Source organism: Pseudomonas sp. B3G-3, from assembly GCF_028640915.1.
Taxonomy (GTDB): domain Bacteria; phylum Pseudomonadota; class Gammaproteobacteria; order Pseudomonadales; family Pseudomonadaceae; genus Aquipseudomonas; species Aquipseudomonas chlororaphis_I.
The window spans coordinates 126,616-151,685 of the sequence record NZ_JAQZAB010000090.1 but is presented as its reverse complement, the minus strand read 5'-3'; the positions used below and the strand labels follow the sequence as shown (position 1 = coordinate 151,685).

The following is a 25,070-nucleotide window of genomic DNA, read 5'->3' as shown; positions in this document are numbered from 1 at the left end:
GATCCGACATGCAAAAGATTCGTCGTGACGACGAGATCATCGTGATCGCCGGCAAAGACAAGGGTAAGCGCGGTAAGGTGCTTAAGGTTCTCGCTGATAACCGTCTGGTTGTTGGTGGTCTGAACCTGGTCAAGCGTCATACCAAGCCTAACCCGATGTCGGGCGTACAGGGCGGTATCGTCGAGAAAGAAGCGCCACTGCACGCTTCCAACGTCGCCATTTTCAACGGCGAAACCAACAAGGCTGACCGCGTTGGTTTCAAAGTAGAAGACGGCAAAAAAATTCGTGTCTTCAAGTCGACCCAAAAAGCGGTTGATGCTTGAACACTGCTAGGTAGAAGACCATGGCACGACTACAAGAGATTTACCGGAAGGAAATCGCTCCGAAACTTAAGGATGAACTTAAGCTTTCGAACGTGATGGAAGTTCCGCGCGTTACCAAAATCACCCTGAACATGGGTCTGGGCGAAGCGATCGGCGACAAAAAAGTCATCGAGCACGCTGTTGCTGACCTGGAAAAGATCACCGGCCAGAAAGTCGTTGTGACCTACGCTCGGAAATCCATCGCTGGCTTCAAAGTCCGTGAAGGTTGGCCGATCGGCGTCAAAGTGACCCTGCGCCGTGAGCGTATGTACGAGTTCCTGGATCGTCTGCTGTCGATCTCCCTGCCTCGGGTTCGCGACTTCCGCGGCCTGAATGCCAAGTCCTTCGATGGTCGTGGCAACTACAGCATGGGCGTGAAAGAGCAGATCATCTTCCCGGAAATCGACTACGACAAGATCGATGCTCTCCGCGGTCTGGACATTACCCTGACCACCACTGCCAAGAACGATGATGAAGGCCGCGCTCTGCTGCGTGCTTTCAAATTCCCGTTCCGCAACTGATTGGAGTAGGAAAATGGCCAAGAAGAGCATGAAAAACCGTGAGCTGAAGCGTCAGCTCACCGTTGCCAAGTACGCCACCAAGCGTGCAGCGCTGAAAGCTATCATCGTCGATCTGAACGCAAGTCCAGAAGCGCGTTGGGAAGCTACCGTAGCTCTGCAGAAGCAGCCACGTGACGCGAGCGCTTCGCGCATGCGTAACCGCTGCCGCCTGACTGGTCGTCCGCACGGCGTTTACCGCAAGTTCGGCCTCGGCCGTAACAAGCTGCGTGAAGCTGCAATGCGTGGTGACGTACCAGGTCTGGTTAAAGCCAGCTGGTAATAGCTATCAAAGTCGCGGTGTTCGGGGTCGCAAGATCCTGACCACCGGTGACCTTGAACATGAATCAAGCCCCTTTTGGGGCTTGATTCATTTCTGTGGTGTGTCTAGAATGACCGGCTCGCCTGAGCCCGTGTTTTTTGCCCGGAATTTCTCGGCGACAAGCTGTAGCCGCAAGGCTCATTTTTTTTGTATCAGGAGCGTCTAGCCCATGAGTATGCAGGACCCGTTAGCGGACATGCTAACTCGAATCCGTAATGCCCAGATGGCTGAAAAGTCCGTCGTAAGCATGCCGTCTTCCACGCTGAAGGTGGCTGTAGCAAAAGTCCTGAAGGACGAAGGTTACATCGCGGGTTATCAGATCAGCAGCGAAACCAAGCCACTGCTGTCCATCGAGCTGAAATACTTCGAAGGCCGTCCGGTCATCGAAGAAGTGAAGCGCGTTAGCCGTCCAGGCCTGCGTCAGTACAAGTCCGTTGAAGATCTGCCGAAAGTTCGTGGCGGTCTCGGCGTGTCTATCGTCTCCACCAACAAAGGTGTGATGACTGATCGTGCTGCGCGCGCTGCCGGTGTCGGCGGCGAAGTTCTTTGCACTGTGTTCTAAGGGGGGATAAGCATGTCTCGCGTCGCTAAGAACCCCGTTAAGCTGCCAGCTGGTGTTGAAGTTAAATTCGCCGGCCAACAGCTTTCGGTGAAGGGTGCCAAGGGCACTCTCGAACTGAACGTACACTCGTCCGTTGAAATTGTTCAGGAAGCTGGTGAGCTGCGTTTCGCTGCTCGCAATGGCGACCAACAAACTCGCGCAATGGCCGGTACCACTCGTGCGTTGGTAAACAACATGGTCCAAGGCGTAAGCCAAGGCTTCGAGCGCAAGCTCCAGCTGGTCGGTGTTGGTTACAAAGCGCAAGCAAAAGGCACAGTGCTGAACCTGGCCCTTGGCTTCTCGCATCCAGTGGACTACGAGCTGCCGGAAGGCATCACCGCTGAGACTCCTAGCCAGACCGATATCCTGATCAAGGGCATCGACAAGCAGCTGGTAGGTCAAGTGGCCGCTGAGATCCGCGACTTCCGTCCACCAGAGCCTTACAAAGGTAAAGGTGTGCGCTACGCGGACGAAGTCGTCCGTCGTAAAGAAGCCAAGAAGAAGTAGGGCATAGCAAATGACCGACAAAAAAGTTACTCGACTGCGTCGCGCTCGCAAAGCACGCCTGAAAATGCACGAACTCGAAGTCGTGCGTCTCTGCGTGTTCCGCTCTTCGCAGCACATCTACGCCCAGGTCATTTCGGCCGACGGCAACAAAGTCCTGGCAAGCGCCTCGACTTTGGATAAAGAACTGCGTGATGGCGCCACTGGCAACATCGACGCGGCCACTAAGGTTGGCCAGCTGGTCGCTACGCGTGCAAAAGCCGCTGGCGTCTCGCAGGTGGCTTTCGACCGCTCTGGCTTCAAGTACCACGGCCGCGTCAAGGCGCTGGCTGATGCTGCTCGTGAAGCTGGGCTGGAGTTCTAAGTTATGTCAAATAACGACCAAAAGCGCGACGAAGGCTACATCGAGAAGCTGGTTCAAGTTAACCGCGTAGCCAAAACCGTAAAAGGCGGCCGTATCTTCACTTTCACCGCGTTGACCGTGGTTGGTGATGGTAAAGGTCGCGTTGGCTTCGGCCGTGGCAAGTCGCGTGAAGTGCCTGCTGCGATCCAGAAGGCAATGGAAGCTGCTCGCCGCAACATGATCCAGGTTGATCTGAACGGCACCACTCTGCAGTACGCAATGAAGTCCGCTCACGGCGCTTCGAAGGTGTACATGCAGCCTGCTTCTGAAGGTACCGGTATCATCGCTGGCGGCGCTATGCGTGCTGTCCTCGAAGTTGCTGGCGTTCAGAACGTTCTGGCCAAGTGCTACGGCTCGACTAACCCAGTAAACGTGGTTCACGCCACTTTCAAGGGTTTGAAAGCAATGCAGTCCCCTGAATCCATTGCCGCCAAGCGTGGCAAAAGCGTCCAGGAGATCATCTGATCATGGCTACCGTTAAAGTAACGCTGATCAAAAGCATGACCGGCCGTATCCCTAACCACAAACTGTGCGTTAAGGGTCTGGGTCTGCGTCGCATCGGTCACACTGTAGAAGTCCAGGATACTCCCGAGAACCGCGGGATGATCAACAAGGCTTACTACATGCTGCGTGTCGAGGGTTAATCGATGAAACTCAATGATCTGAGTCCAGCGCCGGGTTCCCGTCGCGAAAAGCATCGTCCGGGCCGTGGTATCGGTAGTGGTTTGGGTAAGACTGGTGGCCGTGGTCACAAAGGTCAGACTTCCCGCTCCGGTGGCACCATTGCTCCAGGCTTTGAAGGCGGTCAACAGCCGCTGCATCGTCGCCTGCCGAAGTTCGGTTTCGTATCCCTGAAAGCCATGGACCGCGCAGAAGTGCGTCTGTCCGAGCTGGCTAAAGTGGAAGGCGACATCGTCACCGTGCAGTCCCTGAAAGATGCCAACGTGATTAACCAAAACGTACAGCGTGTGAAAATCATGCTGTCCGGCGAAGTTACTCGCGCTGTGACTATCAAGGGCATCGCAGCCACCAAAGGTGCGCGTGCGGCTATCGAAGCAGCTGGCGGCAAGTTCGAGGAATAAATGGCTAAGCAAGGTGCTCTCTCTGCGCTCGGCAAAGGCGGTATGTCTGAACTCTGGGCTCGTCTGCGTTTTCTGTTCTTGGCGATTATCGTCTACCGAATAGGCGCACACATCCCGGTTCCAGGTATCAACCCTGACCGACTCGCAGACCTGTTTCGACAGAATGAGGGGACCATTCTTAGCTTGTTCAACATGTTTTCCGGCGGCGCGCTGGAGCGGATGAGCATCTTTGCACTGGGGATCATGCCGTACATCTCGGCATCGATCATCATGCAGCTGATGACCGCCGTCAGTCCGCAGCTGGAGCAGTTGAAGAAGGAAGGTGAAGCTGGCCGTCGCAAGATCAGCCAGTACACCCGCTACGGCACTGTCGTCCTAGCTCTTGTTCAGGCCATCGGCATGTCCGTTGGCCTGGCAGGGCAGGGCGTTGCGTTCACTGGTGACTTTGGCTTCCATTTCGTCGCGGTATCCACTTTTGTGGCTGGTGCGATGTTCATGATGTGGCTGGGTGAGCAGATTACTGAGCGTGGTGTTGGCAACGGTATCTCGATGTTGATTTTCGCAGGTATCGTCGCCGGTCTTCCGAGAGCGATCGGGCAGTCTTTCGAGTCTGCGCGTCAGGGTGATATCAACATTTTTGCCCTGGTTGCCATCGGTTTGCTGGCAGTAGCGATTATCGGTTTTGTGGTGTTCATTGAGCGTGGCCAGCGTCGTATTGCTGTTCACTATGCCAAGCGTCAGCAGGGCCGCAAGGTGTTTGCTGCGCAGACTAGCCACTTGCCGCTGAAAGTGAATATGGCAGGCGTTATTCCTGCTATTTTCGCGAGCAGCATTTTGCTGTTCCCGGCTTCGTTGGGTGCCTGGTTCGGTCAGTCTGAAGGTATGGGCTGGTTGCAGGACATCTCGCAGTCGATCGCTCCTGGTCAGCCGTTGAATATTCTGCTGTTTAGTGCAGGGATTATTTTCTTCTGCTTCTTCTATACGGCGTTGATGTTCAATCCGAAAGACGTAGCGGAAAACCTGAAGAAGTCCGGTGCCTTTATTCCGGGCATCCGTCCAGGTGAGCAGTCGGCGCGCTACATTGATGGCGTTCTGACCCGCTTGACCATGTTCGGTGCTCTATATATGACGGCCGTCTGCCTGTTGCCCCAGTTCCTGGTGGTTGCAGCAAACGTTCCGTTCTACCTTGGCGGGACCTCGTTGCTGATCGTGGTCGTGGTTGTTATGGACTTTATGTCGCAAGTACAATCGCACCTCGTTTCGCACCAGTACGAATCCCTGATGAAGAAAGCCAACCTGAAGGGTTACGGCAGCGGCATGCTGCGCTGACCCATAAGGTTCGAGGAGTTGGTGATGAAAGTTCGTGCATCGGTGAAAAAGCTGTGCCGTAACTGCAAGATTATTCGCCGCGAAGGTGTTGTTCGAGTAATTTGCAGCGCGGAACCGCGTCACAAACAGCGCCAAGGCTGAGTGTGATTGTGCTTCAAGCCCAGCAGCTAGTGCGCTGCTGGGTTGATTATTTGTTATTACAGCGATATTATCTCGCGCCCTATTTCTTGGCTTCCGGGGCGTAGGTAGCTGTCAATTGGAGTCCCACTGAATGGCCCGTATTGCAGGCGTTAACATTCCAGATAACAAGCATACTGTTATCTCGCTGACCTACATCTATGGTGTTGGTCGCACGACTGCGCAGAAAATCTGTGCAGAGACTGGGGTCAACCCAGCCGCAAAGATCAAGGATCTGAGCGACGAGCAAATTGAACAGCTGCGTGGCGAAGTGGCGAAGTTCACCACTGAAGGTGACCTGCGTCGCGAAATCAACATGAAAATCAAACGCTTGATGGATCTGGGCTGCTACCGCGGTCTGCGCCATCGTCGTGGTCTGCCAGTACGCGGTCAGCGTACCAAGACCAACGCGCGTACTCGCAAAGGTCCGCGTAAGCCGATCCGCAAGTAATCGCACCAGCGAATCGACAGGAATTTAGTCATGGCAAAACCTGCTGCTCGTCCTCGTAAAAAGATTAAAAAGACAGTGGTTGATGGCATCGCCCACATCCACGCGTCTTTCAACAACACCATCGTGACCATCACCGACCGTCAAGGTAACGCTCTTTCCTGGGCAACCTCCGGTGGTTCGGGTTTCCGCGGTTCCCGCAAGTCCACCCCGTTCGCTGCTCAAGTAGCTGCTGAGCGTGCTGGTCAAGCTGCGCTGGAATATGGCCTGAAAAACCTCGACGTTAACGTCAAGGGCCCAGGTCCAGGTCGTGAATCCGCAGTCCGCGCTTTGAACGGCTGTGGCTACAAGATCGCCAGCATCACCGACGTGACGCCAATCCCGCACAACGGGTGCCGTCCGCCGAAGAAGCGCCGCGTGTAATCCAGGAGATTGTAAAGAATGGCTCGTTACATTGGTCCAAAATGCAAACTGGCTCGTCGCGAAGGCACCGATCTCTTCCTGAAGAGCGGCGTGCGCGCTATCGAATCCAAGTGCAACATCGAAGCAGCACCTGGTATCCACGGCCAGCGCCGCGGTCGCCAGTCCGACTACGGCACCCAACTGCGTGAAAAGCAGAAGGTCCGTCGTATCTACGGCGTTCTCGAGCGTCAATTCAGCGGCTACTACAAAGAAGCTGCTGGCAAGAAAGGTGCAACCGGTGAGAACCTGCTGCAACTGCTCGAATGCCGTCTGGACAACGTTGTATACCGTATGGGCTTCGGTTCGACTCGTGCCGAATCCCGTCAGCTGGTATCGCACAAGTCGATCAGCGTAAACGGTCAGACCGTTAACGTTCCGTCCTACCAGGTTCGTGCTGGTGACGTGGTTGCTGTTCGCGAGAAAGCAAAAAACCAACTTCGCATTGTCCAAGCTCTCGATCTGTGTGCCCAACGTGGCCGCGTAGAATGGGTAGAAGTAGACACTGAGAAGAAGTCGGGCGTTTTCAAGAACGTTCCAGCTCGCAGTGATCTGTCCGCCGACATCAACGAAAGCCTGATTGTCGAGCTCTACTCCAAGTAAGGGCTAGAAAATAGGTGCATCCATGCAGATTTCGGTAAATGAGTTCCTGACACCCCGCCATATTGATGTGCAGGTTGTCAGTCCAACCCGCGCCAAGATCACCCTCGAGCCTCTCGAGCGTGGTTTTGGCCACACCCTGGGCAACGCGCTGCGCCGCATCCTGTTGTCCTCAATGCCCGGCTGTGCAGTAGTCGAGGCCGAGATTGACGGTGTGCTCCACGAGTACAGCGCCATCGAAGGTGTACAGGAAGACGTAATTGAAATCCTGTTGAACCTTAAAGGTCTGGCTATCAAGCTGCACGGCCGTGACGAAGTTACGCTGACCTTGTCGAAGAAGGGTTCGGGGGTGGTTACCGCTGCCGATATTCAGCTGGATCATGATGTCGAGATCGTTAACCCCGATCACGTAATCGCTAACCTGGCGTCTAACGGCGCCCTGAACATGAAGCTCGTAGTAGCTCGTGGTCGTGGTTATGAACCGGCAGACTCGCGTCAGAGCGATGAAGATGAAAGCCGCAGCATCGGTCGCTTGCAGCTTGACTCTTCGTTCAGCCCGGTTCGCCGTATCGCATACGTGGTGGAAAACGCCCGTGTCGAGCAGCGTACCAACCTGGACAAGCTGGTTATTGATCTGGAAACCAACGGTACCCTGGATCCTGAAGAGGCTATCCGTCGTGCTGCAACCATCCTGCAACAGCAGTTGGCTGCGTTCGTCGACCTCAAGGGTGACAGTGAGCCAGTGGTAATCGAGCAGGAAGACGAGATCGATCCGATCCTGCTTCGCCCGGTTGACGATCTGGAACTGACTGTACGTTCGGCTAACTGCCTTAAGGCGGAAAACATTTACTACATCGGCGACCTGATTCAGCGTACCGAAGTAGAACTGTTGAAGACTCCGAACCTTGGCAAGAAATCCTTGACCGAAATCAAGGACGTTCTGGCCTCCCGCGGTCTGTCCCTCGGCATGCGCCTCGACAACTGGCCGCCTGCAAGTCTTAAGAAGGACGACAAGGCGACTGCCTGATCGTCGTAATCACCGAACGTTGTGTTTGGTAAGGAATGAACCATGCGTCATCGTAAAAGTGGTCGTCACCTGAGCCGCACCAGCTCGCACCGCAAGGCCATGTTCCAAAACATGGCGGTGTCGCTGTTCGAGCACGAGCTGATCAAAACTACACTGCCGAAAGCCAAAGAACTGCGCCGCGTTGCTGAGCCGCTGATCACTTTGGCCAAGACAGACAGCCTGGCTAACCGCCGCCTGGCTTTCGACCGTACTCGTTCGAAAGCTATCGTTGGTAAGCTCTTCAACGACCTGGGCAAGCGTTACGCTACCCGTGAGGGTGGCTACCTGCGCATCCTCAAGTGCGGTTTCCGCGCTGGCGACAACGCGCCTATGGCGTACGTCGAGTTGGTTGATCGTGCTGTCGGCGGTGAAGCTGTATCCGCTGAGTAAGACGTCAAATACAAAGAACCGGGCCTAGTGCCCGGTTTTTTGTGTCTGTTGTATTAGAAAAATACTATCGATAGTAATCATTTAATGCATTTGATGCTGTCATCTTGATGGTCGATACTCCTCGTCAGCCGATTAGCCGGCAGTTCCAAGACTGACAGAGGAAGATTGAGCATGAGCCAAAACAAAACGCTTACCACCGCAAGTGGCGCTCCAGTCGCCGATAACCAGAATTCCCGTTCTGCTGGCCCTCGCGGCCCGCTGCTGCTCGATGATTTTCATCTGATCGAGAAGCTTGCCCACTTCAACCGTGAAAACATTCCTGAGCGTCGCGTGCACGCCAAGGGTTCGGGTGCCTACGGTACTTTCACTGTGACCCGCGACATCACCGAATACACCAGCGCCAAGCTTTTCGAGTCCGTAGGTAAGCAAACCCCTACGTTCCTGCGTTTCTCGACCGTAGGTGGCGAACGTGGCTCGGCTGATACCGAGCGTGACCCACGCGGCTTTGCCCTGAAGTTCTATACCGAAGAAGGTAACTGGGACATCGTTGGCAACAACACACCTGTGTTCTTCATTCGCGACCCGCTGAAGTTTCCCGACTTTATCCACACCCAGAAACGTCTGCCGCAGAGCAACCTGAAGAGCGGCCAGGCAATGTGGGACTTCTGGTCGCACTCGCCTGAAGCGCTGCACCAGGTCACCATCCTGTTCTCGGATCGCGGGATTCCGGACGGCTATCGTCATATGCACGGCTTTGGCAGCCACACCTACAGCCTGATCAACGCCAAAGGCGAGCGTCACTGGGTGAAATGGCACTACAAGACCAAGCAAGGCATCAAGAACCTGGCGCCGGCCGAGGCTGCCCGCCTGGCGGGTACCGACCCGGATTACGCCCAGCGTGACCTGTTCAACGCGATCGAGCGCGGCGACTTCCCGAAATGGAGCGTGTGCATTCAGATCATGACCGAGGCTGAGGCTGCCGCTCATTACGAGAACCCGTTCGACGTGACCAAGACCTGGTCGCAGAAGGAGTTCCCGCTGATCGAAGTCGGTGAGCTGGAGTTGAACCGCAATCCACTGAACTACTTCGCGGAAGTCGAGCAGGCTGCCTTTGGTCCTAGCAACATGGTTCCGGGTGTCGGCCTGTCGCCGGATCGCATGCTGCAAGGCCGCGTATTCGCTTACGCCGACGCTCATCGCTACCGTGTTGGCACCAACCACCAGCAACTGCCGGTCAACGCCCCACGCAGCCCAGTGAACAGCTACCAGCGTGACGGCGCCATGGCCTTTGGCAGCAATGGCGGCGCGGCACCGAACTACGAGCCGAACAGCTACGCCGACGCGCCGAAACAGGCTCCTCGCTACGCAGAGCCGGCCTTGGCACTCAGCGGTGCGGCGGATCGTTACGATCACCGCGAAGACACCGACTACTACAGCCATGCAGGCGCTCTGTTCCGCCTGATGAACGATCAGCAGCAAGCCCTGTTGATCAACAACATCGCCGGTGCGATGGCGGGTGTCAGCTCGGATGTGGTTCAGCGTCAGCTGCAACATTTCTTCAAGGCTGACCCGGCTTATGGAGAAGGTGTCGCAAAGGCGTTGGGTGTACAGCTTAACTAAGTCTAAACGATAAGCAGAACCGCCCTCATTTGGGCGGTTTTTGCGTTTTTTCGGCTACTTTTCTCCGGAATTCTTCACTTTGTTAGCGTTTTTACAGTGACCTGCAAGTCAGCTTGGTTCAAAATACAGACTTTCAAGCAGGGAGATGTAGGGCGATGCAAGGTCACCCGGACGTAATCGATTACCTCAACACGTTGCTGACGGGCGAGCTGGCAGCACGTGACCAATATTTCATCCATTCGCGTATGTACGAGGACTGGGGCTTCAGCAAGCTCTACGAGCGCATCAATCACGAGATGGAAGAAGAGACTCAACACGCCGATGCATTGATGCGCCGCATCCTGATGCTTGAAGGCACCCCACGCATGCGCCCTGACGATCTGGATATCGGCACCACCGTGCCGGATATGTTCGCCGCTGACCTGCGCCTGGAGTACAAGGTCCGCGCAGCACTGTGCAAGGGCATCGAGCTGTGCGAGAAGCACAAGGACTATGTCAGCCGCGACATCCTGCGTGTGCAGTTGGCCGATACCGAAGAAGACCATACCTACTGGCTGGAAAAGCAGCTGGGTCTGATCAAGTCGATCGGTCTGGAAAACTACCTGCAGTCGCAGTTCTGATGCGCTAGCCCTTTCCTGCAGGCAACTGCAGGGTTCTGACGGGCACAAAAAAGCCCCTGCCATTTCCTAATGGCAGGGGCTTTTTCATGGGGCTCAGGCCCGGTCGCGGGTCAGCAGTGGCTTGAGGTAGTAACCGGTATGGGATTGCGGCATCTCTGCCAATTGCTCCGGTGTACCCACGGCAATGATCTGGCCGCCCTTGGAACCGCCTTCCGGCCCCAGGTCCACCAGCCAGTCGGCGGTCTTGATCACATCCAGGTTGTGCTCGATCACCACCACAGTGTTGCCGTGGTCGCGCAGGCGATGCAGAACGTCCAGCAACTGCTGGATGTCGGCGAAGTGCAGGCCGGTGGTTGGCTCGTCGAGGATGTAGAGGGTCTTCCCTGTATCGCGCTTGGACAGCTCGCGAGACAGCTTGACCCGCTGCGCTTCACCGCCGGACAAGGTCGTCGCCGACTGTCCCAGCTTGATATAGGACAGCCCCACGTCCATCAGCGTCTGCAGCTTGCGCGCCAGCGCCGGCACCGGGTCGAAGAACTCCCGCGCTTCCTCGATGGTCATTTCCAGGACCTCGTGGATGCTCTTGCCCTTGTATTTGATCTCAAGGGTTTCGCGGTTGTAGCGCTTGCTCTTGCACACATCGCACGGCACGTAGATGTCCGGCAGGAAGTGCATTTCCACCTTGATCAGACCGTCGCCCTGGCAGGCTTCGCAGCGGCCGCCCTTGACGTTGAAGGAGAAGCGGCCCGGACCGTAGCCGCGCGAGCGCGATTCGGGAACCCCGGCAAACAGTTCGCGAATCGGCGTGAACAGCCCGGTGTAGGTCGCCGGGTTGGAGCGCGGTGTACGACCGATCGGGCTCTGGTCGATATCCACCACCTTGTCCAGGTGCTGCAGGCCGTTGATGCTGTCGTGCGCAGCGGCTTCCAGCGTGGTCGCGCCGTTCAGCGCCGTGGCACTGAGGGGGAACAGGGTGTTGTTGATCAGGGTCGATTTGCCCGAGCCGGAGACACCGGTCACGCAGGTCAGCAGGCCGATCGGAATCTCCAGGTCGACGTTGCGCAAGTTGTTGCCGCGGGCCCCCTTGAGGGACAGCGAAAGCTTCTTGTTGCGTGGCGTACGCTTGGTCGGCACGGCGATTTTCACCCGACCGGAGAGGTACTTGCCGGTCAGCGAGTCGGGATGGGACATCACCTCGTCGGGAGTGCCCTCGGCGACGATCTGCCCGCCATGCACGCCGGCGCCCGGGCCGATGTCCACCACATAGTCGGCCAGGCGAATGGCGTCCTCGTCGTGTTCGACCACGATCACCGTGTTGCCGATATCCCGCAGGTGTTTCAGGGTGCCCAGCAGACGGTCGTTGTCGCGCTGGTGCAGACCGATGGAGGGTTCATCGAGGATGTACATCACTCCTACCAGGCCGGCGCCGATCTGGCTGGCCAGGCGGATCCGCTGCGCCTCGCCGCCGGACAGGGTGTCGGCGCTGCGATCCAGGGTCAGGTAGTCCAGGCCGACGTTGACCAGGAACTGCAGGCGCTCGCGGATCTCCTTGAGGATCTTGTCGGCGATCTCGCCACGGCGTCCGGTCAGAGACAAGGTGCCGAAGTAATCGGTGGCATCGCCGATCGGCAGGCTGGTGACGGCCGGCAAAGTCTTCTCGCCGACCCACACGTGGCGTGCTTCACGACGCAGGCGGGTACCACGGCAGTCCGGGCACGGCTGGGTGCTGAGGAACTTGGCCAGCTCCTCGCGCACGGTGGCCGATTCGGTCTCGCGGTAGCGACGTTCCAGGTTCGGCACGATGCCTTCGAACGGGTGGGAGCGCTTGACGATATCGCCACGATCGTTGAGGTACTTGAAGTCGACGTTCTGCGTGCCGCTGCCGTTGAGGATGACCTTCTGCTGGTCGGCCGGCAGCTGGTTGAACGGTACTTCCAGGCTGAAGCCGTAATGCGACGCCAGCGAGCCGAGCATCTGGAAGTAATAGACGTTGCGCCTGTCCCAGCCGCGAATCGCCCCTTCGGCCAGGGTCAGCTCGCCATTGACCAGGCGCTTGATGTCGAAGAACTGCTTGACCCCCAGGCCGTCGCAGGTCGGGCAGGCACCGGCCGGGTTGTTGAAGGAGAACAGCTTGGGTTCCAGTTCGCTGATGGCGTGGCCGCAGATCGGGCAGGCGAAGCGCGCGGAGAAGATGATTTCTTCGCCGGGTTCGTCGTCCATTGGCGCCACCAGGGCGATACCGTCGGCCAGCTTCAGCGCGGTCTCGAACGACTCGGCCAGACGCTGCTGCAGGTCGGTGCGGACCTTGAAGCGGTCGACCACCACATCGATCGAGTGCTTTTTCTGTTTATCCAGCTTCGGCAACTCATCCAGCTCGTAGAGCTTGCCATTGACCCGGGCGCGAACGAAGCCCTGGGCACGCAGTTCCTCGAAGACCGACAGGTGCTCGCCCTTGCGCTCGCGAATCACCGGCGCCAGCAGCATCAGCTTGCTGCCTTCCGGCTGGGCCAGCACCAGGTCGACCATCTGGCTGACGGTCTGGGCTTCCAGCGGGATGTCGTGATCCGGGCAGCGTGGCGTACCCACGCGGGCATACAGCAGGCGCAGGTAGTCGTAGATCTCGGTGATGGTGCCAACGGTGGAGCGCGGGTTGTGCGAGGTGGATTTCTGTTCGATGGAAATCGCTGGCGACAAACCTTCGATGGTGTCGACGTCGGGTTTTTCCATCATCGACAGGAATTGCCGGGCATAGGCCGACAGCGACTCGACATAACGGCGCTGGCCTTCGGCGTACAAGGTGTCGAACGCCAGAGACGATTTGCCGGATCCGGACAGGCCGGTGATGACGATCAGTTTGTCCCGTGGCAGGGTCAGGTCGATGTTCTTCAGGTTGTGGGTTCGGGCCCCACGAATCAGGATCTTGTCCAAAGTGGCCTCGCTCGGCGGGCGTCGAAAACGTAGGAGTATAAGGGCAAATACTGGATGGATGCACACTATCAAATGAGGTCTGTGCAGCCGTAGATGAAACCTGCGCGGCAAAGCGTCGCCATATACCCCGTCAATCGATCGGACTGGTAGAATCGCCGCCGGTTCACACGAGGTTTTTCCATGCATGATCCCCACAGCGAGCGCATGAGTGGCGCCGAGACCCGCGCGGCAAGCGGTCTGGCCCTGGTGTTCGCCTTCCGTATGCTTGGCATGTTCATGGTGTTGCCGGTCCTGGCGACCTATGGGATGGATCTGGCAGGAGCGACCCCGGCCCTGATCGGGTTGGCGATCGGCGCTTACGGCCTGACCCAGGCGATTTTCCAGATCCCGTTCGGGATCATTTCCGACCGTATCGGTCGTCGTCCGGTGATTTACCTGGGGCTGATCGTCTTTGCCCTGGGCAGTGTGCTGGCGGCCAACGCCGACTCGATCTGGGGCGTGATCGCCGGGCGCATCCTGCAGGGTGCCGGGGCGATTTCCGCGGCGGTCATGGCGCTGTTGTCGGACCTGACCCGCGAGCAGCACCGCACCAAGGCCATGGCCATGATCGGCATGACCATCGGCCTGTCCTTTGCCGTGGCCATGGTGGCCGGCCCGCTGCTGACCCGCGCTTTCGGTTTGTCCGGGCTGTTCTTCGCCACCGGCGGCATGGCGCTGCTGGGCATTTTCATCGTTGCCTTCATGGTGCCGCACTCGACCGGCCCATTGCAGCACCGTGAGTCCGGGGTCGCGCGCCAGGCGCTGTTGCCGACGCTCAAGCATCCGGACCTGTTGCGCCTGGATCTTGGTATCTTCGTGTTGCATGCGATGCTGATGTCGAGCTTCGTCGCCTTGCCGCTGGCCCTGGTGGAAAAAGCCGGCCTGCCCAAGGAACAGCACTGGTGGGTCTACCTCACCGCGCTGTTGATCTCCTTCTTCGCCATGATCCCGTTCATCATCTACGGCGAGAAAAAACGCAAAATGAAACGAGTTCTGCTGGGCGCGGTCAGTACGCTGCTGCTCACCGAGCTATTCTTCTGGGAGTTCGGCGACAGCCTGCGGGCGCTGGTGATCGGCACGGTGGTGTTCTTCACCGCGTTCAACCTGCTGGAAGCTTCGCTGCCGTCGCTGATCAGCAAGGTTTCACCGGCCGGCGGCAAGGGCACGGCCATGGGGGTCTATTCCACCAGCCAGTTCCTCGGTTCGGCGCTGGGTGGCATTCTCGGCGGCTGGTTGTTCCAGCATGGCGGTTTGTCGGTTGTGTTCCTGGGGTGTGCAGGACTTGCTGCCCTGTGGTTGGCCTTTGCTGTTACCATGCGCGAACCTCCTTACGTGACGAGCCTGCGCTTGCCGTTATCGCCCGAAGCGATCCGCGAAGCCGGTCTGGTCGAGCGCCTGAAGGCCGTTGTTGGGGTAACAGATGCAGTGATGGTGGCCGAAGAAGCCGCCATTTACATCAAATTGGACACCGAATTATTGGATCGCGCGACCCTCGAGCAGCTGGTCAACCCAGCCCGATCGGCGTGCGAAGCCTAGGAGAACGTTATGGCCCGTGGGGTTAACAAAGTCATATTGGTCGGCACTTGCGGCCAGGATCCTGAAGTTCGCTACCTGCCTAACGGTAACGCCGTGACCAACCTGAGTCTGGCCACCAGCGAACAGTGGACCGACAAGCAAACCGGTCAGAAGGTCGAGAAGACCGAGTGGCACCGTGTGTCGATGTTCGGCAAGGTCGCGGAAATCGCCGGCGAATACCTGCGCAAAGGTTCGCAGGTCTACATCGAAGGCAAGCTGCAGACCCGCGAGTGGGAAAAAGACGGCATCAAGCGCTACACCACTGAAATCATCGTCGACATGCAGGGCACCATGCAGCTGCTGGGCGGCCGTCCACAGGGCGACCAGGGCCAGGGCATGGGCAACTCCGCGCCACGTCCGCAGCAGTCGCGTCCACAGCCTTCGCAGGCGCCACAACGCGAATCGCGTCCAGCGCCTCAGCAGTCCTCGCCACAGCCGGCGCAGAACTTCGACGACAGCTTCGATGACGATATTCCGTTCTAAGAGAGCCCTCTCGGCAACGGCATGAAAAAGGCCCGTAGCGCGCAAACGCTACGGGCTTTTTGCTTTCTATCTATCGCAAGTTCGGTGCAGGGGACTCCGTTGTCCCAGAGCCTCCAGCAAGGAAGGGCCCGACAGAATCAGCGGCTGCCCGCCAGAAACTCATCGGTGGACACCACGCTGGCGTAGGCGAACCCCAGGGACGACATGAATGCAGCGTGGACCTGGGCCGCTGGCACCACCACACCATTGAATTCGAGGTCGCGGGTGGCGCAGGCGTCATGGATCACTGTGACGCCATAGCCCAGGTCGGCGGCAGCGCGTGTGACGCCGTCGATGCACATGTGGCTCATGCTGCCGACCACCACCAGTTGCTCGATGTCGTGCTGGTCGAGGATGGCTTCGAGCTCGGTTTCGCGGAACGAATTGACGAAGTGCTTGAGCACCACCGGTTCGTCGGCGCGGTTGCTGACCTTGGGATGCAGTTGTGCGCCGCTGGAGCCGGGGGTGAAGAACGGCGCGCTGTCGGAAGTGAATTCGTGGCGGATGTGCACCACCTGCTGGCCGCTGTCACGGAAGGCTTGGATCAGCCGCGCGGCGTTGTCGGCGGCGGCTTCGACGCCCACCAGGGGCCACTTGCCGTTGGGGAAGTAGTCGTTCTGGATATCGACTACGATGAGCGCTTGCTTGGCCATGGGTGTGTCCTCTGAAGTAGTGGCTGGCTGTGGAGTCCAGTATTGGCTCCGGCGGGCCGGTCGAGGATTGGCCGCACCGACAATAGCAGGGGGAAAACTGACAATGGGTATGGAAAGCGCAGTCGCCGAGCTGGGCGTGCTGATCTATCCCGGGGCACAGATGGCCGCGGTGCATGGCTTGACCGACCTGTTCGGGGTCGCCAACCGTATCGCCGCCGAACAACGCAGTACGCAGTTGCCGCTGTTGCGCATCAGCCACTGGCAGGCGCAGGCCGACCAGGCGCCTATACGGGTATACGACAGTCACCCTGATGTTGAGGGGCCATTGCTGGCGGTGCTGATCCCACCCTCGGTGGCCGGCTTCTCCCGGGCGCAGGCACCGCAGGCGCTGACCCAATGGCTGCGCCAGCAGCATGCCAATGGCGCGACCCTGGGCGGGGTCTGTGTCGGCTCGATCCTGCTGGCCGAAAGTGGCCTGCTCGACGGTCGCAGTGCCACCACTCACTGGACCTCGGCGAAGCAGTTTGCCGAGCGCTACCCGAACATCCGCCTGAACGCCGACAAGCCGATCGTCGACGATGGCGACCTGATCACCACCGCCGGCCTGATGGCCTGGTCCGAACTGGGGTTGCGCATGGTCGACCGCCTGCTAGGCCCGAGCATCGCCAGCGGCACCGCGCGTTTCCTGGTGATCGAACACAGCGACAGCGCCAGCCAGTGCGGCAGTAACTTCGCGCCGATCCTCGGCCACGGTGACGCGGCGATCCTCAAGGTGCAGCACTGGCTGCAGGCCAATGGCGCGGTGGACGTTTCCCTCGCCGTCATGGCGCAGCAGGCCGGGCTGGAGGAACGCACCTTCCTGCGGCGCTTTCGGGCCGCCACCGGGCTCAAGCCCACCGAATATTGCCAGCACCTGCGGGTGGGCAAGGCCCGGGAAATGCTCGAGTTCACCAACGGCACCATCGACCATATCGCCTGGACGGTCGGTTACCAGGATCCGGGGGCGTTCCGCGCCACCTTCAAGAAGATCACCGGGCTGGCACCCAGCGAATATCGCGCGCGTTTCGGCGTGACGCCGCCGACACCGCTGGCGCGGGCCGGACAGGGCTGAGCCCGCGAGTCGTGCAAAATACCGGGCGGCGCCGGCCGATCGTGCAAAATAAGACAGGCCCAATGCCAGCAACGATGGCGTAGAGCGCTTATCCAGGGGGGATTCGACTCCCCCCGGGCCTTGGCGTGATCCCTGCACCCTTCCTTGCACATTCATCACACCGATGACGAAGGGGGACGCATGACCCCGACGCAACGCAAGAAACGGGTGGTCGCCCACTCGGTCCACCCTGGGGCCTCGCAGCATGTCGTGGAGACCAATCGCGCGCTGGCCCGGTGGCTGGCACAAATCCTCGGGCTGGAATTCGCCGGTGACTACGACCCGCTCGTGCATGGCCAGGACGAGCTGTACCTGTTGCCGACGCAGACCATCGTCGGCCCTGCCGCGGCCCGGCAATTGCGGGTCACGGGGCCGGACGACCTGTGGGGCGGGTATGTCGAGCATGATTTTATCTGCACCAAGGCCATCACCCATGGCCTGCTGAACAAGAACGCCGTGGCCCCGCCGGGCTGGGCGCCGCTGTTCTCCCAGCGGGTGCGCAATGTGGTGCTGGACGGCCTGAGCGTGTTTTCCCTGAACGATGCCCGGCCAGCGGCCAGCCATTTGCTTTACAGCGGACCGATCCGCATGAAGCCGATCCATGCCTGCGCCGGTCGTGGCCAGCAGGTGATCGAGAGCCTGGAGCACTTCGACGAGCTGCTGACGCAACCGGAGGTCGCCCGGCAGTTCAATGAAGGCGTGGTCCTGGAGCAGGATCTGCAACAGGTGGTCACCTACAGCGCCGGCCAGTCCTTTATCGCCGGCCATGTCCTCAGCTACTGCGGCCAGCAGTACCTGACCGAGGACGCCGACGGCGAGCAGGTCTACGGTGGCTCCGAGCTGTTGGTGGTGCAGGGGGGCAAGCCTGAGTTGCTGGCGCTGCCACTGCCGCCGGACGTGCGCCAGGCGGTGCAGCAGGCCCGGGTTTTCGACGCCGCCGCCGATGAGGCCTATCCGCGGTTTTTCGCCTCCCGGCGCAATTACGACATCGCCCAGGGCCTGGACGCCGAAGGCCGGCAGCGCAGCGGCGTACTCGAGCAATCGTGGCGCATGGGCGGTGCCAGCAGCGCCGAAGTGGCGGCTTTGCAGGCCTTTATCGACCATCCGGGCATGCGCGCGATTCGTGTGTCCGCGGTGGAAACCTATGTCGACCAGCCTTTGCCGGCCGATGCCATCGAGGTCTATCGCGGGCCCGCGGAGCACAGTGACTTTCTTCTCAAATATGCAACGGTCCAATCCTATGACGGCTAGAAGCGAAAGCATTCAAATCGACATCGATGACGAGCAGATGAGCGGGACTTTCCTCACTCCCAGGTCGAAAGTCCCCGGCGTACTGTTTGTCCACGGCTGGGGCGGTAGCCAGGAACGCGACCTGGAGCGCGCCCGGGGCATCGCCGGGCTGGGTTGCGTGTGCCTGACCTTCGACCTGCGGGGCCACGCCGGCAGCGGTATCCCGCTGAACCGCGTGAGCCGCGAAGACAACCTGCGCGACCTGTTGGCGGCCTATGATCGCCTGCTGGCCCACCCGGCCCTCGATACCTCGGCGATCGCCGTGGTGGGCACCAGTTACGGTGGCTACCTGGCGAGCATCCTGACCTCGCTGCGACCGGTGCGCTGGCTGGCGCTGCGGGTCCCGGCGCTGTACCGCGACGAAGCCTGGAACAGCCCCAAGCGCGACCTGGACAAGGCCGACCTGCTGGATTACCGCAGCAGCCTGGTGCGCATGGACAGCAACCGGGCGCTGCATGCCTGCGCGGCGTTCACCGGGGATGTGCTGCTGGTGGAGTCGGAGACCGACGAGCATGTGCCACACGCCACCATCATGAGTTACCGCGCGGCCTGCCAGCAGACCCATTCCATGACCCACCGGATCATCGACGGCGCCGACCATGCCCTGAGCGATCCCGTGTCGCAGCAGGCCTACACCTCGATCCTGGTGGACTGGATCACGGAAATGGTGGTGGGAGAACGGTTGAGCATCATTCAGTCGCAATAGTCGGGAGCGCTGGTTGAATGAGGTGCGCAAGCTCGCTCCCGGAGAGGAACGCGCGCGTTTGTCGCGATAGCGTCAGCCGCCTTTGCGCGGCTTTTTCTCCACGCGCAACGCCTTGGCCCTGGCCTCTACCAGCAGGTACATCAGCAGCGCGATCAGCAGCGGCAGGATGAAGTAGATCGCCCGGTAGGCGATCAACCCGGCCAGCAGGCTGCCGCGAGACACCTCATGTTGCAGCAGGGCGATGAACACCGCCTCCAACACCCCGAGCCCCGCCGGAATATGGGTGATGACCCCGGCGATACTGCTGATCAGCAGCACCCCGAGCACCACCGGGTAATCGAGCTTGCTGGGCAGCAGGGTAAAGATCACCGCTGCCATCAGCGACCAGTTGAGCGCGCCCAGGGCCAGTTGCAACAGGGCCATGTGCAACGAGGGCAGGTTGATTTCGACCCCGCGTATCGACCACTCGCGCCGCCGGGAAAACCGACAGGCCGCCAGGTAGCCCACGCCCAGCACCAGCAGCAGGACGCCCACCCCCTGTAACGCGCCGTTACTGAGCTGCCAGCCGGGCGGCAACTTCATCAGGCCACTGGCGAACACCGTGCCGGCCACGGCCATGTAGCCGAACCAGTTGGTGGCCAGGCTCAGGCCGAGGATCTTGGCGATGTTGCCGGCGCTTACCCCGAGCCTGGAGTACAGCCGGTAGCGCATGGCGATCCCGCCGACCCAGGCGCTGAGGTTGAGGTTGAAGGCATAGCTGATGAACCCCACCGGCAGGATCTGCCGCCAGCCGAGGTTCTGCCGGATGTAGGTGCGCCCGATCAGGTCGAAGCAGGCGTAGACCAGGAAACTGGCCAGGGTCAGGCTCGCGGCGATGACCAGGGTGCGCACCTTGAAGTCGGCCAGGGTGTCGAGCACTTCGCTCCAGTCGATACGCCGGGCCAGCAGGGTGAACAGCACGATCAACAGCAGGAAGAAGGCGATGGTCAGCGGTTTCTTCAGGCGTTGCCAGCGCGACCGGGCATGCGACGCGGCGGGCGTCGAGCCATGGGCGTCAGTGCGGCTCATGGGGCGACTCCCGCTGGGGGGCGGCCTGGCCGAAGGGCTTCAATAGCGGCTTGTGGGCGGGCAGCCAGCCGGCCCAGGCCGGAAAGTGACGCAGGATGTGAAACACCAGGAAGCCCACGGTCAGGCGCCACAGGCGGCCGCGGCCGGAGCCCTTGGCCGGCATGGCCTGGCAGTGGTCGCGGCTGAGCCGGTCGAGGCGCTCGAACAGGTCGTGATTGAACGCCCGGTCGCGGATCAGCACATTGGCTTCCAGGTTCAGTGACAGGCTCAGCGGGTCGAGATTGCTCGAGCCCACGGTGCTCCAGTCGTCGTCCACCAGCGCCACCTTGCCGTGCAGCGGCCGCTCGCAATATTCGTAGATGGTCACGCCATCCTTGAGCAGGTAGTCATAGAGCATGCGTGCCGCCAGCCTGGCCACCAGCATGTCCGGCTCGCCCTGCAGGATCAGCCGTACCTCGACGCCACGGCGCGCGGCGTTGCGGATCTCGCGCAGCAGCCGATAGCCGGGGAAGAAGTAGGCATTGGCGATTACCACCCGCTGCCGGGCCCCGCGCAGCACCAGGCGGTAGACCTCTTCGATATCGCTGCGGTGCAGGCGGTTGTCGCGATAGACCAGGCGTACCTGGCCGTCATGGTCGGTCAGGGCCAGCTGCGCGCGGCGCTGCCGGCGGCGTTGCCACCAGTAGCGGGCGCGGGCCGGGCGGTCGCCTTGCAGCAGGGCGAAATGGTGGATATCCACCACCGCCGGCCCCTGGATCTCTACCGAGTAATCCTGTTTGGCCTGGGGGCCGAAATCGGCCAGGTGATCGGCGGAGAAGTTGATCCCGCCGACAAAGGCGATGGCGCCGTCGACCACCACTATCTTGCGATGCAGGCGGCGGAACCAGTTGGTGCGCACCCCGAAAATCGGTTGCGCCGGGTCGAATATCTGCAAGCGCACCCCGGCGTTGCTCATGGCGGCAAGGAACTCGGTGCTCAGTTCGCCGCAACCGAAGCCGTCCAGGCTGACGGTGACCCGTACGCCACGCTGTGCGGCCTCGATCAGGATAGCGTGCAGCTCCTGGCCGACCTTGTCCTCGAAAAGAATGAAGGTCTCCAGCAGGATCTCGCTCTGCGCCTGGCGCAGGACTTCGAACACCCGGGGGAAATAGGCTTCGCCATTTTCCAGCAGCACCACCCGGTTGTTGCTGTGCCAGCCATATTCGAGGTCCATCCGTGGTGGTTCGTGGGCCAGCCCGGCATCGGGCAGGCTGTCCACCGTGGTTTTTTCCAGGGGCATGTCGTTCATAGCTCGACCTCGACCGACAGCGGCGCGTGATCGGAGAGATGGGACCAGGGATGGGTGTCCAGTACCTGGGGCCGGTGGACCTTCAGATGACGCACGTAGATCCGGTCCAGCCGCAGCAGCGGCAGGCGTGCGGGGAAGCTGCGCGCCGGTTTGCCGTGCTGGCTGACAAAGGCCTCCCGCAAGCCGCTGGGGGCGAGCCGTGCATCGGCGCGCAGCCGCCAGTCGTTGAAGTCGCCGGCGACGATCAAGGGCGCATCGGCGGGCAGCTCGGCGATCAGTTGCAGCAGCAGATCCAGCTGTTGCTGGCGATGGCTTTCGCGCAACCCCAGGTGCACGCAAATGGCATGCACTTCCAGGGCATCGCCGGGCAGGCGCAGCACGCAATGCAGCAGGCCGCGGCTCTCGTGCCCGGACAGGGAGATGTCGAGGTTGTCGTAGCGAATGATCTGGAATTTCGACAGCAGTGCATTGCCGTGGTCGCCAGCCGGGTACACCGCATTGCGCCCATAGGCGAACTGCGGCCAGATGCTGTCGGCGAGGAACTCGTATTGCGGCATGCTCGGCCAATTGTTGTAGCGCTGCGGGTGCTGGTCGTGGGCGCCGTGCACCTCTTGCAGGAACACCACGTCGGCCTCCACGCTGCGCACCGCCTCGCGCAGCTCGGGCAGGATGAAGCGCCGGTTCAGGGCGGTGAAGCCCTTGTGGGTGTTCACCGTCAGCACCGTGAAGCGGCGCGCGGCGGCAAGCCCGATCGCGGGTGGTATCGGGCTGTTGGCCGACTCGTCATGGCTCATGGCAGCACCCCTGGCGGGGCCGGCTCGCCGGGCGTCGTCGCCAGCGCCTTGTCGAGCCCGAAGCGCTGCAGCAACCGGCGGGCATCGAAGGGTGCGCGGACCTTGAGGTCATTGTCGAAATAGCAGAACACCTCCCGGCTCTTGCGCGCCCTGGGGGTATGCCGGGCGTCGATCAGCCGGGCATCGGCGGGTTGTTTGCCGTTGTGCCAGGCCTCGATCCGGTCGCCCCAGCGCTTCAGGGCCTGGGGCGTATAGCCGCTGGCATACAGCTCCTTGTCGCCATGCAGCCGCAGGTAGACGAAATCGCCGGTCAGGTCCTCGCAACAGGGCCATTTGCCGGCGGTGTCGGCTACCACCAGCGCCACACCGTGCTGGCGCAGCAGGTGGGGGAATTCGGGTACGGCAAAGCTTGCATGGCGGATTTCCACGGCATGGCGCATGGCTTTTTTGCCGTAGGCCTTGGTGCTGGCGTGGCCGTTCAGGCGTGGTTCGTGCTGGCGGGCGAGGGCGGCGGCCTGTTCGGTATCGGCGGGCAATTGCTGAAGAAAGGCGCCGAACAGCTCGGCGTCGAACTGAAAGCTCGGCGGAAACTGCCAGAGGATCGGCCCGAGCTTGTCCTTGAGCTCCAGCACGCCCGAGGCGAAGAAGTTGGCGATCGGCTTGTGCACGTCCCGCAGCCGCAGGATATGGGTGATGTAGCGCGGCGCCTTGACGCTGAACACGAAGCCCTTGGGGGTATCGGCATACCAGTCGGCATAACGCTCGGGGGTCTGCAGCGCGTAGAACGAACCGTTGATTTCGATGCTGTTGACCGCGCGCGAAGCGAATTGCAGCTCGCGCTTGTGCGTCAGCCCCTCGGGGTAGAAATCTCCACGCCAGGGCTTGTAGCGCCAGCCGGAAATACCGATATGAATCGCCGCCATGTTCGCTCCCGTCTCAGGGTCTTCGAACCGCCTCTGTCTTTTGATGACTGCCCGGCTGGCGGGAAAGTTTCGACCTTCCTACGGACGGCACTTTCCACCTTTGTAGGAGCGAGCTTGCTCGCGATGGACGTTAACGATAACGCGTGTTGAGTGGATGAACGCGGCGCTCTCAGGTCCATCGCGAGCAAGCTCGCTCCTACAGTGGCGCCACTATCGTCCTTAACTGATCGGCACTAGCCGGCAGGGCTGCGTTTTTCTGCTTGGGGCCTGCTGGCGGGCTCAGTGCCCGGCCACCACCCGGCTCGAACCCTCGGCCGGCCCGGCGTACACCGGGCCGAGGCGATCCAGGCGCCCGCTCCAGGCGGTCAGGGCCAGGGCGCCCAGCACCACCAGGCCACCGATCCAGGCGGTGTGGATCAGCCCCAGGTGGGCGACGATCAGGCCGCCACCCCAGGCGCCGCCGGCGATGCCGAGGTTGAAGGCGGCGATGTTCAGGCCCGAGGCCACGTCCACCGCCTGCGGGGTGTGGTGTTCGGCCTGGCGCACCACGTAGACCTGCAGGCCCGGTACGTTGCCGAAGGCCACGGCGCCCCACACCAGCACGGTGGCCAGTGCCAGCCACGGGTTGTCGGCGGTGAAGGTGAGCAGCAACAGCACGCCGGCCAGCAGGGCGAAGATGATCTTCAGGGCGCTGATCGGGCCGCGCTTGTCCGCCAGCTTGCCGCCCCAGATGTTGCCCACGGCGACCGAGATCCCGTAGACCAGCAGCACCAGGCTGACGGAGCTGGCGCTGAAGCCGGAAATGTCCTGGAGAATCGGCGCGAGGAAGGTGAAGGCGATGAACGAGCCGCCGTAGCCCACCGCGGTCATGGCGTACACCAGCAGCAGGCGCGGTTGTTTCAGCACTTGCAGTTGTTGCAGCAAGGACGCCGGTTTGCTGTGGGCGATGTTTTTCGGTACGTAGATCAGGCTGCCGATAAAGGCGATCACACCCAGCGCGGACACGGCGAGGAAGGTTTCGCGCCAGCCGAAATGCTGGCCGATAAAGGTCCCCAGCGGCACGCCGGTGACCAGGGCCACGGTCAGGCCGGTGAACATGATGGCAATCGCGCTGGCGGCTTTCTCCTTGGGCACCAGGCTGGTGGCGATGGTCGAGCCGATGGAGAAGAACACGCCATGGGCCAGGCCGGTGACGATGCGCGCCAGGACCAGGGATTCATAGCTGGGCGCTTGCCAGGCCAGCAGGTTGCCGAGGGTGAACAGCACCATCAGCGACAGCAGCAACAACTTGCGCGGGACCTTGCCGGTCAGCGCGGTGAGCACCGGCGCGCCGACGGCGACGCCCAGGGCGTACAGGCTGACCAGCAGCCCGGCGGACGGCAGGCTGACGCCGAGGTCGGCGCCGATGGTGGGTAACAGGCCAACGATGACGAACTCGGTCGTCCCGATGGCGAAGGCGCTGAGGGTCAGCGCGAGCAAGGCAATGGGCATGGCTGCAACTCCGGTGGATTCGATAATGGAGCGCAGTGTCCGGATTCGACTCGTGCGGAAAAATAGCGGTTTCGGTATTTGATATTTGACCTGCGAGCAAATA

General features: G+C 60.6%; 30 protein-coding genes. 23 read left to right on the top strand and 7 right to left on the bottom strand.

The window, feature by feature from the left end:
- The first annotated feature begins 8 nt into the window (after positions 1–8).
- The 18 genes from rplX (at position 9) to bfr (ending at position 10,540) form a co-directional block, all read left to right on the top strand.
- Positions 9–323: a 50S ribosomal protein L24 gene (gene rplX, locus PVZ80_RS11120; RefSeq protein WP_003186046.1), complete on the top strand. Its 315-nt coding sequence runs from the start codon at positions 9–11 to the stop codon at positions 321–323.
- A gap of 20 nt (positions 324–343) precedes the next feature.
- The gene (gene rplE, locus PVZ80_RS11115) at positions 344–883 is read left to right on the top strand and encodes a 50S ribosomal protein L5 (protein ID WP_007924186.1); all 540 of its coding nucleotides are present in this window, start codon (positions 344–346) and stop codon (positions 881–883) included.
- A gap of 13 nt (positions 884–896) precedes the next feature.
- Positions 897–1,202 (top strand): 30S ribosomal protein S14, encoded by a 306-nt coding sequence (gene rpsN / locus PVZ80_RS11110; RefSeq protein ID WP_003228726.1) that lies wholly within the window; start codon positions 897–899, stop codon positions 1,200–1,202.
- A 208-nt stretch (positions 1,203–1,410) separates the two neighbouring features.
- Positions 1,411–1,803, top strand: a complete 393-nt coding sequence (rpsH, locus tag PVZ80_RS11105) for a 30S ribosomal protein S8 (protein WP_003228724.1) — start codon at positions 1,411–1,413, stop codon at positions 1,801–1,803.
- A 12-nt stretch (positions 1,804–1,815) separates the two neighbouring features.
- Entirely contained in the window at positions 1,816–2,349 is a 534-nt protein-coding gene (gene rplF, locus PVZ80_RS11100; protein ID WP_007924185.1) for a 50S ribosomal protein L6, read from the top strand.
- Positions 2,350–2,359: 10 nt separating this feature from the next.
- Positions 2,360–2,710 carry a 50S ribosomal protein L18 gene (gene rplR, locus PVZ80_RS11095; protein WP_003186037.1) on the top strand — a complete coding sequence of 117 codons (351 nt, stop codon included), beginning with the start codon at positions 2,360–2,362 and terminating at the stop codon, positions 2,708–2,710.
- Between the two features lie 3 nt (positions 2,711–2,713).
- Complete coding sequence (gene rpsE, locus PVZ80_RS11090) at positions 2,714–3,214, top strand: 30S ribosomal protein S5 (RefSeq protein WP_007924184.1); 501 nt, start codon at positions 2,714–2,716, stop codon at positions 3,212–3,214.
- Positions 3,215–3,216: 2 nt separating this feature from the next.
- Complete coding sequence (gene rpmD / locus PVZ80_RS11085) at positions 3,217–3,393, top strand: 50S ribosomal protein L30 (RefSeq protein ID WP_003176408.1); 177 nt, start codon at positions 3,217–3,219, stop codon at positions 3,391–3,393.
- 3 nt (positions 3,394–3,396) lie between these two features.
- Positions 3,397–3,831, top strand: a complete 435-nt coding sequence (gene rplO / locus PVZ80_RS11080) for a 50S ribosomal protein L15 (protein WP_007924183.1) — start codon at positions 3,397–3,399, stop codon at positions 3,829–3,831.
- A complete protein-coding gene (gene secY / locus PVZ80_RS11075; RefSeq protein ID WP_007924182.1) occupies positions 3,832–5,160 on the top strand; it encodes a preprotein translocase subunit SecY in 1,329 nt (442 codons plus the stop codon).
- Between the two features lie 24 nt (positions 5,161–5,184).
- A complete protein-coding gene (gene rpmJ / locus PVZ80_RS11070) occupies positions 5,185–5,301 on the top strand; it encodes a 50S ribosomal protein L36 (protein ID WP_002555468.1) in 117 nt (38 codons plus the stop codon).
- A 130-nt stretch (positions 5,302–5,431) separates the two neighbouring features.
- Positions 5,432–5,788 carry a 30S ribosomal protein S13 gene (rpsM, locus tag PVZ80_RS11065; protein ID WP_009045849.1) on the top strand — a complete coding sequence of 119 codons (357 nt, stop codon included), beginning with the start codon at positions 5,432–5,434 and terminating at the stop codon, positions 5,786–5,788.
- 30 nt (positions 5,789–5,818) lie between these two features.
- Positions 5,819–6,208, top strand: coding sequence for a 30S ribosomal protein S11 (gene rpsK, locus PVZ80_RS11060; RefSeq protein WP_007924177.1), 390 nt, complete (start codon positions 5,819–5,821; stop codon positions 6,206–6,208).
- 18 nt (positions 6,209–6,226) lie between these two features.
- Positions 6,227–6,847 (top strand): 30S ribosomal protein S4, encoded by a 621-nt coding sequence (rpsD, locus tag PVZ80_RS11055; RefSeq protein ID WP_003176404.1) that lies wholly within the window; start codon positions 6,227–6,229, stop codon positions 6,845–6,847.
- A 22-nt stretch (positions 6,848–6,869) separates the two neighbouring features.
- The gene (locus PVZ80_RS11050) at positions 6,870–7,871 is read left to right on the top strand and encodes a DNA-directed RNA polymerase subunit alpha (protein WP_007924176.1); all 1,002 of its coding nucleotides are present in this window, start codon (positions 6,870–6,872) and stop codon (positions 7,869–7,871) included.
- A gap of 42 nt (positions 7,872–7,913) precedes the next feature.
- Positions 7,914–8,300, top strand: coding sequence for a 50S ribosomal protein L17 (gene rplQ, locus PVZ80_RS11045; RefSeq protein ID WP_007924175.1), 387 nt, complete (start codon positions 7,914–7,916; stop codon positions 8,298–8,300).
- A 171-nt stretch (positions 8,301–8,471) separates the two neighbouring features.
- Positions 8,472–9,920, top strand: coding sequence for a catalase (locus tag PVZ80_RS11040; protein ID WP_016702645.1), 1,449 nt, complete (start codon positions 8,472–8,474; stop codon positions 9,918–9,920).
- A 155-nt stretch (positions 9,921–10,075) separates the two neighbouring features.
- Entirely contained in the window at positions 10,076–10,540 is a 465-nt protein-coding gene (bfr, locus tag PVZ80_RS11035) for a bacterioferritin (RefSeq protein ID WP_007924173.1), read from the top strand.
- 93 nt (positions 10,541–10,633) lie between these two features.
- On the opposite strand, the gene uvrA is transcribed toward bfr, so the two are convergent.
- A complete protein-coding gene (gene uvrA, locus PVZ80_RS11030; protein WP_009051115.1) occupies positions 10,634–13,468 on the bottom strand; it encodes an excinuclease ABC subunit UvrA in 2,835 nt (944 codons plus the stop codon).
- Between the two features lie 180 nt (positions 13,469–13,648).
- Here uvrA and PVZ80_RS11025 point away from each other — a divergent pair, with 180 nt between their 5' ends.
- Both PVZ80_RS11025 and PVZ80_RS11020 read left to right on the top strand, forming a co-directional pair.
- Complete coding sequence (locus tag PVZ80_RS11025; protein ID WP_009051114.1) at positions 13,649–15,043, top strand: MFS transporter; 1,395 nt, start codon at positions 13,649–13,651, stop codon at positions 15,041–15,043.
- 9 nt (positions 15,044–15,052) lie between these two features.
- A complete protein-coding gene (locus tag PVZ80_RS11020; protein WP_009045846.1) occupies positions 15,053–15,565 on the top strand; it encodes a single-stranded DNA-binding protein in 513 nt (170 codons plus the stop codon).
- A gap of 137 nt (positions 15,566–15,702) precedes the next feature.
- Here the strand turns inward: PVZ80_RS11020 and PVZ80_RS11015 are convergent, their stop codons facing one another.
- Entirely contained in the window at positions 15,703–16,257 is a 555-nt protein-coding gene (locus PVZ80_RS11015) for a cysteine hydrolase family protein (protein ID WP_009051113.1), read from the bottom strand.
- A 103-nt stretch (positions 16,258–16,360) separates the two neighbouring features.
- On the opposite strand from PVZ80_RS11015, the gene PVZ80_RS11010 reads away from it, so the two are divergent.
- From PVZ80_RS11010 to PVZ80_RS11000, 3 genes are all read left to right on the top strand, one after another.
- Positions 16,361–17,368 carry a GlxA family transcriptional regulator gene (locus tag PVZ80_RS11010; RefSeq protein ID WP_016702648.1) on the top strand — a complete coding sequence of 336 codons (1,008 nt, stop codon included), beginning with the start codon at positions 16,361–16,363 and terminating at the stop codon, positions 17,366–17,368.
- A gap of 180 nt (positions 17,369–17,548) precedes the next feature.
- Entirely contained in the window at positions 17,549–18,658 is a 1,110-nt protein-coding gene (locus PVZ80_RS11005; RefSeq protein WP_273863895.1) for a DUF3182 family protein, read from the top strand.
- A complete protein-coding gene (locus tag PVZ80_RS11000) occupies positions 18,648–19,403 on the top strand; it encodes an alpha/beta hydrolase family protein (RefSeq protein ID WP_038575407.1) in 756 nt (251 codons plus the stop codon). Before PVZ80_RS11005 ends, PVZ80_RS11000 begins: the two co-directional genes overlap by 11 nt.
- A 72-nt stretch (positions 19,404–19,475) precedes the next feature.
- Here the strand turns inward: PVZ80_RS11000 and PVZ80_RS10995 are convergent, their stop codons facing one another.
- The 5 genes from PVZ80_RS10995 to PVZ80_RS10975 form a co-directional block, all read right to left on the bottom strand.
- Positions 19,476–20,471 carry a lysylphosphatidylglycerol synthase domain-containing protein gene (locus PVZ80_RS10995; RefSeq protein ID WP_124302200.1) on the bottom strand — a complete coding sequence of 332 codons (996 nt, stop codon included), beginning with the start codon at positions 20,469–20,471 and terminating at the stop codon, positions 19,476–19,478.
- Entirely contained in the window at positions 20,458–21,759 is a 1,302-nt protein-coding gene (gene clsB / locus PVZ80_RS10990) for a cardiolipin synthase ClsB (RefSeq protein ID WP_053270048.1), read from the bottom strand. Before clsB ends, PVZ80_RS10995 begins: the two co-directional genes overlap by 14 nt.
- Positions 21,756–22,553: an endonuclease/exonuclease/phosphatase family protein gene (locus PVZ80_RS10985; protein WP_273863894.1), complete on the bottom strand. Its 798-nt coding sequence runs from the start codon at positions 22,551–22,553 to the stop codon at positions 21,756–21,758. The genes clsB and PVZ80_RS10985 overlap by 4 nt, the downstream gene beginning before the upstream one ends.
- On the bottom strand, positions 22,550–23,476 hold the full coding sequence (locus PVZ80_RS10980; RefSeq protein ID WP_124302198.1) for a DUF72 domain-containing protein: 927 nt from the start codon (positions 23,474–23,476) through the stop codon (positions 22,550–22,552). The genes PVZ80_RS10985 and PVZ80_RS10980 overlap by 4 nt, the downstream gene beginning before the upstream one ends.
- A 279-nt stretch (positions 23,477–23,755) precedes the next feature.
- The gene (locus tag PVZ80_RS10975; protein WP_038635571.1) at positions 23,756–24,967 is read right to left on the bottom strand and encodes an MFS transporter; all 1,212 of its coding nucleotides are present in this window, start codon (positions 24,965–24,967) and stop codon (positions 23,756–23,758) included.
- Positions 24,968–25,070: the final 103 nt, after the last annotated feature.

What these genes read in the sequence shown, in the direction of transcription:
- rplX (WP_003186046.1), top strand. Translation starts at nt 9, where the DNA reads ATGCAAAAGATTCGTCGTGACGACGAGATCATCGTGATCGCCGGCAAA.
- rplE (WP_007924186.1), top strand. Translation starts at nt 344, where the DNA reads ATGGCACGACTACAAGAGATTTACCGGAAGGAAATCGCTCCGAAACTT.
- rpsN (WP_003228726.1), top strand. Translation starts at nt 897, where the DNA reads ATGGCCAAGAAGAGCATGAAAAACCGTGAGCTGAAGCGTCAGCTCACC.
- rpsH (WP_003228724.1), top strand. Translation starts at nt 1,411, where the DNA reads ATGAGTATGCAGGACCCGTTAGCGGACATGCTAACTCGAATCCGTAAT.
- rplF (WP_007924185.1), top strand. Translation starts at nt 1,816, where the DNA reads ATGTCTCGCGTCGCTAAGAACCCCGTTAAGCTGCCAGCTGGTGTTGAA.
- rplR (WP_003186037.1), top strand. Translation starts at nt 2,360, where the DNA reads ATGACCGACAAAAAAGTTACTCGACTGCGTCGCGCTCGCAAAGCACGC.
- rpsE (WP_007924184.1), top strand. Translation starts at nt 2,714, where the DNA reads ATGTCAAATAACGACCAAAAGCGCGACGAAGGCTACATCGAGAAGCTG.
- rpmD (WP_003176408.1), top strand. Translation starts at nt 3,217, where the DNA reads ATGGCTACCGTTAAAGTAACGCTGATCAAAAGCATGACCGGCCGTATC.
- rplO (WP_007924183.1), top strand. Translation starts at nt 3,397, where the DNA reads ATGAAACTCAATGATCTGAGTCCAGCGCCGGGTTCCCGTCGCGAAAAG.
- secY (WP_007924182.1), top strand. Translation starts at nt 3,832, where the DNA reads ATGGCTAAGCAAGGTGCTCTCTCTGCGCTCGGCAAAGGCGGTATGTCT.
- rpmJ (WP_002555468.1), top strand. Translation starts at nt 5,185, where the DNA reads ATGAAAGTTCGTGCATCGGTGAAAAAGCTGTGCCGTAACTGCAAGATT.
- rpsM (WP_009045849.1), top strand. Translation starts at nt 5,432, where the DNA reads ATGGCCCGTATTGCAGGCGTTAACATTCCAGATAACAAGCATACTGTT.
- rpsK (WP_007924177.1), top strand. Translation starts at nt 5,819, where the DNA reads ATGGCAAAACCTGCTGCTCGTCCTCGTAAAAAGATTAAAAAGACAGTG.
- rpsD (WP_003176404.1), top strand. Translation starts at nt 6,227, where the DNA reads ATGGCTCGTTACATTGGTCCAAAATGCAAACTGGCTCGTCGCGAAGGC.
- PVZ80_RS11050 (WP_007924176.1), top strand. Translation starts at nt 6,870, where the DNA reads ATGCAGATTTCGGTAAATGAGTTCCTGACACCCCGCCATATTGATGTG.
- rplQ (WP_007924175.1), top strand. Translation starts at nt 7,914, where the DNA reads ATGCGTCATCGTAAAAGTGGTCGTCACCTGAGCCGCACCAGCTCGCAC.
- PVZ80_RS11040 (WP_016702645.1), top strand. Translation starts at nt 8,472, where the DNA reads ATGAGCCAAAACAAAACGCTTACCACCGCAAGTGGCGCTCCAGTCGCC.
- bfr (WP_007924173.1), top strand. Translation starts at nt 10,076, where the DNA reads ATGCAAGGTCACCCGGACGTAATCGATTACCTCAACACGTTGCTGACG.
- PVZ80_RS11025 (WP_009051114.1), top strand. Translation starts at nt 13,649, where the DNA reads ATGCATGATCCCCACAGCGAGCGCATGAGTGGCGCCGAGACCCGCGCG.
- PVZ80_RS11020 (WP_009045846.1), top strand. Translation starts at nt 15,053, where the DNA reads ATGGCCCGTGGGGTTAACAAAGTCATATTGGTCGGCACTTGCGGCCAG.
- PVZ80_RS11015 (WP_009051113.1), bottom strand. Translation starts at nt 16,257, where the DNA reads ATGGCCAAGCAAGCGCTCATCGTAGTCGATATCCAGAACGACTACTTC.
- PVZ80_RS11010 (WP_016702648.1), top strand. Translation starts at nt 16,361, where the DNA reads ATGGGTATGGAAAGCGCAGTCGCCGAGCTGGGCGTGCTGATCTATCCC.
- PVZ80_RS11005 (WP_273863895.1), top strand. Translation starts at nt 17,549, where the DNA reads ATGACCCCGACGCAACGCAAGAAACGGGTGGTCGCCCACTCGGTCCAC.
- PVZ80_RS11000 (WP_038575407.1), top strand. Translation starts at nt 18,648, where the DNA reads ATGACGGCTAGAAGCGAAAGCATTCAAATCGACATCGATGACGAGCAG.
- PVZ80_RS10995 (WP_124302200.1), bottom strand. Translation starts at nt 20,471, where the DNA reads ATGAGCCGCACTGACGCCCATGGCTCGACGCCCGCCGCGTCGCATGCC.
- clsB (WP_053270048.1), bottom strand. Translation starts at nt 21,759, where the DNA reads ATGAACGACATGCCCCTGGAAAAAACCACGGTGGACAGCCTGCCCGAT.
- PVZ80_RS10985 (WP_273863894.1), bottom strand. Translation starts at nt 22,553, where the DNA reads ATGAGCCATGACGAGTCGGCCAACAGCCCGATACCACCCGCGATCGGG.
- PVZ80_RS10980 (WP_124302198.1), bottom strand. Translation starts at nt 23,476, where the DNA reads ATGGCGGCGATTCATATCGGTATTTCCGGCTGGCGCTACAAGCCCTGG.
- PVZ80_RS10975 (WP_038635571.1), bottom strand. Translation starts at nt 24,967, where the DNA reads ATGCCCATTGCCTTGCTCGCGCTGACCCTCAGCGCCTTCGCCATCGGG.